This window comes from Nitrosomonas ureae, assembly GCF_900108305.1.
Lineage (GTDB): Bacteria > Pseudomonadota > Gammaproteobacteria > Burkholderiales > Nitrosomonadaceae > Nitrosomonas > Nitrosomonas ureae_B.
Genome location: NZ_FNUX01000048.1, coordinates 1 through 6,193, shown reverse-complemented (window position 1 = coordinate 6,193; position 6,193 = coordinate 1). Strand labels below are relative to the sequence as shown.

At 48.2% G+C, this 6,193-nt stretch carries 2 protein-coding genes and 1 pseudogene; all 3 read left to right on the top strand.

Features of this window, described 5'->3' with window-relative positions:
* Nucleotides 1-97, top strand: a pseudogene (locus C4S39_RS15985) (methane monooxygenase/ammonia monooxygenase subunit C); the annotation flags it as partial.
* 141 nt (nt 98-238) lie between these two features.
* The gene (locus C4S39_RS14670) at nt 239-691 is read left to right on the top strand and encodes a PGPGW domain-containing protein (RefSeq protein ID WP_103967679.1); all 453 of its coding nucleotides are present in this window, start codon (nt 239-241) and stop codon (nt 689-691) included.
* Between the two features lie 537 nt (nt 692-1,228).
* A complete protein-coding gene (locus tag C4S39_RS14665; protein WP_103967678.1) occupies nt 1,229-6,079 on the top strand; it encodes a peroxidase family protein in 4,851 nt (1,616 codons plus the stop codon).
* Nucleotides 6,080-6,193 lie beyond the last annotated feature (114 nt).

The window sequence follows — 6,193 nt, the reverse complement described above, 5'->3', positions numbered from 1 at the left end:
TATAGCAGCACAGATTATCACCCGTTACTCTAACCTGACTGATGTAACCTGGAACAACGCAAGCAGAGAAATTCTGAACAATCGCATCGTTCCTTGATTCAATCTTTGATGTTGTAGATATGATTGTTCCTGCCGCTTTCACAAGCGGCAGGAATTCTTCCATTAGTACAGTACCGTTTCTTCCATCAAATTATTCGGAGCAATCCGAGTGATTTTCAATTTATCGGGTTAATTCTTCATGCTGGAAAATATCGTCGCGATAATACATCAGTGGGTATCTATCGATGTATTGATCGGTTTGACGGTCGCATCGATTATTGGCTTCATTGCTTCCTTGATTGCGATTCCATGGATTCTGATTCGTTTGCCGAGTGATTATTTTGATTTGCGCGTTCCACGTTACTGGATGAAAGACCGTCATCCAATACTGCGCATTATCGGATTAATCGTTAAAAACATTGCCGGCTTTGTATTTCTGATTGCAGGCTTCCTGATGCTTTTTCTACCGGGACAAGGGTTGCTGACCATGCTGATCGGGATTTCATTATTGGATTTTCCCAATAAGCGTAAGCTGGAAGCCAGAATTATCGGAAAACCGGCACTATTGAATATTATTAACAGGATGCGTCATAAATTCAATAAACCTCCACTGAAGCTATCGCCCCATTCGCAAAAACATTCACCATCTTAAGTTCTTATTTCTGAATCGACCCAATCTTCCCTTCCTTTTGGTTTCATCACACATTCTTCACATATCCAATAAACACTCATCTATTTGATTTGTAAATAAAAATACTGTCATGAAATATAGGAATAATCCTGTAAAATATAGTACATACTTAGTACAAGTGTCCTAGAAAATTGCTGCGGCGTGTCACTTATTTTTTGAGTGCCATAAGCATATTATTTTATTGTAGAAAGAGGGAAAAGAAAGGTGGATGAAAGGGTTGGAAAAGTTTTTTGAAGTTTTGGTATTTCATCCTGCTGGTATATAAAAAAATATTAGGGAGGTAAGAGCGTTGCAATAGATCAGAGTGATCAATTAGATGTTCGGTGATCTGCTCAGTGGCAAAGTACATCTGATTTGAAGAATAGGACGTCAGCAATGGTTTTTCTCTCAAATTTTAAGAGAGTGAATAATAATTACTAATTCAAGTGGAGTAAGTCAACACAGTGTAAAAAGTGTTTAACTTACTCGGCTTATAAATAAATATGGGAGTTAGATAAAATGGCAAATTTCAGCAGAACCGATCTAGATTTTCTACTTCAGCAGATAGCGATTGCTGATGCAGATTCCGCTGCACAACAACTACCGAATCCTATTTTTAACGCACTGCCAGGAATTGTGGGTGATCCGCTGTTGCCTTTTGGGTTGCGCAATGTCGATGGCACCTATAACAATCTGGAAGATGGCCAGAGCCAGTTCGGAGCGGCAGACCGGGTGTTTCCGCGTTTGCTGGCGCCGGAATTCAGACCGGGGGAAGATGTGCCTGCAGGCTTTGGAACGCCTGGTCAAGGAGTTGGCACTTCGACCCATTATAACCAGACATCAGGCTTGGTATTTGATTCGCAACCGCGTTTGATCAGTAATCTGATTGTTGATCAGACAGCCACTAATCCTGCCGCAGAAAGCGCCTTTAATAACACCGCCGGCGCGGAAATCGTTGACGGCATTCGCTTCGATGGTACGCCTTTTCAAACTTATTTTATTCCAAATGTTACGCCCGATGAAGGATTATCCGCACCGTTCAATTCGTGGTTTACGCTGTTTGGCCAGTTTTTTGATCACGGCCTGGATTTGGTGAATAAAGGTCAAAGCGGTACCGTTTTTATTCCGCTGCAACCGGATGATCCGCTGTTTGATCCTACTCCGGGCGCGCCGAATTTCATGACCGTGACCAGAGCGACCAATCTGCCCGGCAACGATGGTGTCATAGGTACTGGTGATGATGGCCGCAATCACATTAACCAAACAACGCCGTTTGTGGATCAGAATCAAACCTATACCTCGCATCCTTCGCATCAGGTGTTCCTGCGCGAATATGCGATCAATCCAAACACAGGTGATCCGGTTTCAACCGGTAATATGTTGGAAGGTTCGGGTGGTTTGGGCGGGCTTGCTACGTGGGCCGATATTAAGGCGCAAGCCCATACCATGCTGGGTTTGAATTTGACCGATGCCGATGTAACGAATCTGCCGTTACTGGCAACCGACACGTATGGAAAATTTATCCCAGGCGCCAATGGTTATGCGCAACTGGTGATGCCGGGAAATGTTTTACTCGAAGGTAATCCGGCTGCTAACGGTGGATTGGGGATAAACATCCCGGCAAATGTGGTGCGTACCGGTCATGCCTTTCTGGATGATATTGCGCACAATGCAGCACCACGCAATTCCAATGGCAGCATGAAGACAGAAGATGGTGATAATGGCATCAATCCTGGTCTACCTGCGCCAGGTGAGTACGATGGTGAGTTACTGGATGCGCACTTTATTACCGGCGATGGCCGCGGTAATGAAAATATTGGTTTGACCACGGTACATACCGTGTTTCATGCCGAGCATAACCGGAAAGTGGAAGAAATCAAAGACTTGATTACGACGAGTGGTGACCCCGTATTCATCAACCAATGGAAGCTGTCGGGTCCGGGTAATCAATGGGATGGTGAGAAATTGTTTGAGGCCGCGCGTTTTGCGACTGAAATGCAATATCAACACTTGGTATTCGAGGAATTTGCCCGCAAGGTGCAACCGAATGTCGATGTCTTTATTGGTTATGACAGCACGATCGATCCTGCCATCATGGCCGAATTTGCCCACGTGGTGTATCGCTTCGGTCATTCGATGCTGACTGAGACGGTTGCTAGAACGAAGGCGGGTGGTGCTGATGATAGTATTGGATTGATTCAAGCCTTCTTGAATCCGGTGGAGTTTGCTGATGGTTACACGAATAACCTTGATGCGGCCGCAGCGGTGGTAAGAGGCATGACCAAACAAGTTGGTAACGAAATCGATGAGTTTGTCACCGAAGCGTTGCGCAACAATCTTGTTGGATTACCGCTCGATTTGCCGACGATCAACATGACGCGTGCCCGCGATACCGGTATTCCCGGGCTGAACGATGCGCGCCGCATGTTTTTTGACGATAGCGGTCTCAGTGCCGTGGCGCCCTATGAAAGCTGGGCCGATTTTGGCGCGGCACTGCGGCATCCTGAATCGCTGGTCAACTTTATTGCGGCGTATGGCAATCATCCAACCATTGCCGCTGCTACCGACAATGCCGGAAAGCGTGCCGCAGCGGAAGCACTCATAAATGATCCTGCTGGTACCTTTATAGATAGTACCGACACAGCGGGCACTGGACTGGATTCTGTCGATTTCTGGATTGGCGGCTTGGCAGAAGCGCAAGCGCCTTTTGGCGGGTTATTGGGTTCAACGTTCAATTTTGTATTTGAAACCCAAATGGAAAATCTGCAAAACGGTGATCGTTTCTACTATCTGGCGCGTACCGCCGGGCTTGATTTCCTCACGCAACTGGAAGAAAACTCCTTTGCTGAAATGATCATGCGCAACCTTCCGAATGTAAAACATCTGCCATTCGATGTGTTCTCAACCCCGACCTATACTTTTGAAGCCGGCGCGCAGAACCCCAGCGGGCCGATCATTAATGATCCTGATACACCTTATAATGAAGCTGTACTTCTTAGAAGAGACACTTCATTAGGTCCTAACACCATTCGCTACAATGGTGTAGAGCATATCGTGATGGGCGGCACGGAGGGTAATGACAGGCTGCGTGCAGGTGCGGGAGATGACACGGTATGGGGCGATGGCGGTAATGATCGTATCGAAGGGGGTGCGGGTAACGATTCACTCAATGGAGGCGATGGCAATGACATCATCACCGACGTTTTCGGAGACGACAATATCAAAGGAGGCGATGGTCACGATGTGATCAACGGTGGTGCCGGTATTAATTTGATTTTAGGCGGTTCCGGGCATGACTTTATTATAACGGGAAATGACATCTCGGAAGTTTTTGCCGGGCCGGGTAATGATTTCATTTTTGGCAATGCGCCGAATGAAGTTATGCAGGGAAATGAAGGCGATGACTGGATTCAAACCGGAACGGCCGATGGTTCTACCGGTGACAATTTTGATCCGTTCAATCGCGATCCGATTCGCGGCAATGATGTGTTTGTGGGTAGCGGCGGCCTTGACGAATTCATTGGCGAAGGCGGTGATGAAATCATGATGGGCCTGGCCGGTGCGGACCGGAATGATGGCGGCAGCGGTTTTGACTGGACTGCGAATGTGGGCAGTGCGGTGGCCGCGAATGTGGATCTCGCCCGGCTTCTCGTTCCGGGCCCCTTTGTGGATACCGCGGATCGTTTCGATCTGGTTGAAGCGGCATCGGGATGGAATCATAACGACATCATACGGGGTGACAATCGCACCAGCACCGAATTGGAGCTGCAAGATCCAAACGCTGGCAACCAAAACAACGCATTGGATAATAACAATGCACTCAATGGAACGCATACGGCTGCTGAACGTATTGGCATGATCAGCGGATTGAGTGCGTTTCTGAATGGAGCCACGAGTTTCAGTGCCGGCAATATTTTGATGGGCGGCGGTGGCAGTGATTTGATTGAAGGCCGCGGTGGTGATGACCTTATCGATGGCGACGCCTGGTTGAACGTCCGCATCAGCGTGCGTACCGATCCGAATAACCCTGCAACGCAAGTTGCAACTTTCCCCAACATGACGCCTGCGCTGCGTACTGCAATGCAGAACGGCACGTACAGCCCCGATCAATTGGTGATTGTGCGTGAGATTCTATCAAACAGTACCGGGGTTGATACCGCATTGTATGGAGATGTATTTGCCAACTATGTTGTGAATGTTGATTCCACCGGCACTATATTCGTTGATCATGCTAATCCGGCTGTTGGCGATGATGGCAGCGATCGGATTCGCAACGTTGAGCGGTTGCAGTTTGCAGACAGGATTGTCACTGTCGGGACGAACGGCGACGATAACATGGTCGGTACGGCTGGCAATGATGTACTTTTAGCCTTGGCTGGCAACGACACGCTGGATGGTTTGGATGGTGTGGATATCCTGAATGGCGGCCCCGGTGACGATACTTATACTGTCAACACCACGACCGATACGATTATAGAGCTTGCTGGTGCCGGTAGCGGTATCGATACCGTTCAAAGCTCGGTGACCTATACGCTGGGTCTCAATCTGGAGAATCTGACCCTTACTGGTGCCGCAGCCATTAACGGCACGGGCAATAACGTGAGCAACGTGTTAACCGGCAACGCCGGCAACAACATACTCACCGGTCTGGCGGGTGACGATACGCTGATTGCCGGAGGCGGTACGGATACACTGCGCGGTGGTTTGAATAACGACACGTATGTGATTAGCAATACGCCGGTCACGATTACCGAGTTGTTTAATCAAGGTATCGATACGGTCCAAAGCCCGGTGACCTACACGCTTCTGGCCAACGTCGAGAACCTCACGTTGACCGGAGGAAATGCGATCAATGGTACGGGCAATGGTTTAGCCAATATCATTATTGGTAACGGCAACAACAATACGCTCGTTGGTGCAGCCGGACTCGATACGCTGAATGGCGGTGATGGCAACGATACGCTGAATGGTGGAGCCGGCATCGATATACTCAATGGCGGTAATGGCGCCGATACGCTGATTGGTGGACCGGGCGCCGATACTTTGATAGGTGGAGCGGGTGCGGATATCTTTGACTATTTTGCAGCAGTGGGTCATTCCAATCCGGCCAATAGAGACACCATCATGGATTTTGAAACGGGAATCGATAAGATCGATCTGAGCGCGATCGATGCGAATGTATTGGCTGCGTTTCCGGGCAATCAAGCGTTTATCTTTATCGGAAACGCTGCATTCAGTGGCGGTGGACAGGTGCGTTATGACTCCGCAACAGGTTTGCTGGAAGCTAACGTAAATGGAAATGCTGCGGCTGAGTTCCAGATTCAGTTATTTGGAACGCCAACGCTGGTTGGGGGAGATCTGGTGTTATAAACACCGGAAAAGGGGGTGGCATCCATCAAATGGTTTTTATTTGATGGATGTCAATATAAGTTTGATAGGGCCTATACATAATCAAGACACACTCAAAGTGTGAATTTAAAAAAT

What these genes read in the sequence shown, in the direction of transcription:
- C4S39_RS14670 (WP_103967679.1), top strand. Translation starts at nt 239, where the DNA reads ATGCTGGAAAATATCGTCGCGATAATACATCAGTGGGTATCTATCGAT.
- C4S39_RS14665 (WP_103967678.1), top strand. Translation starts at nt 1,229, where the DNA reads ATGGCAAATTTCAGCAGAACCGATCTAGATTTTCTACTTCAGCAGATA.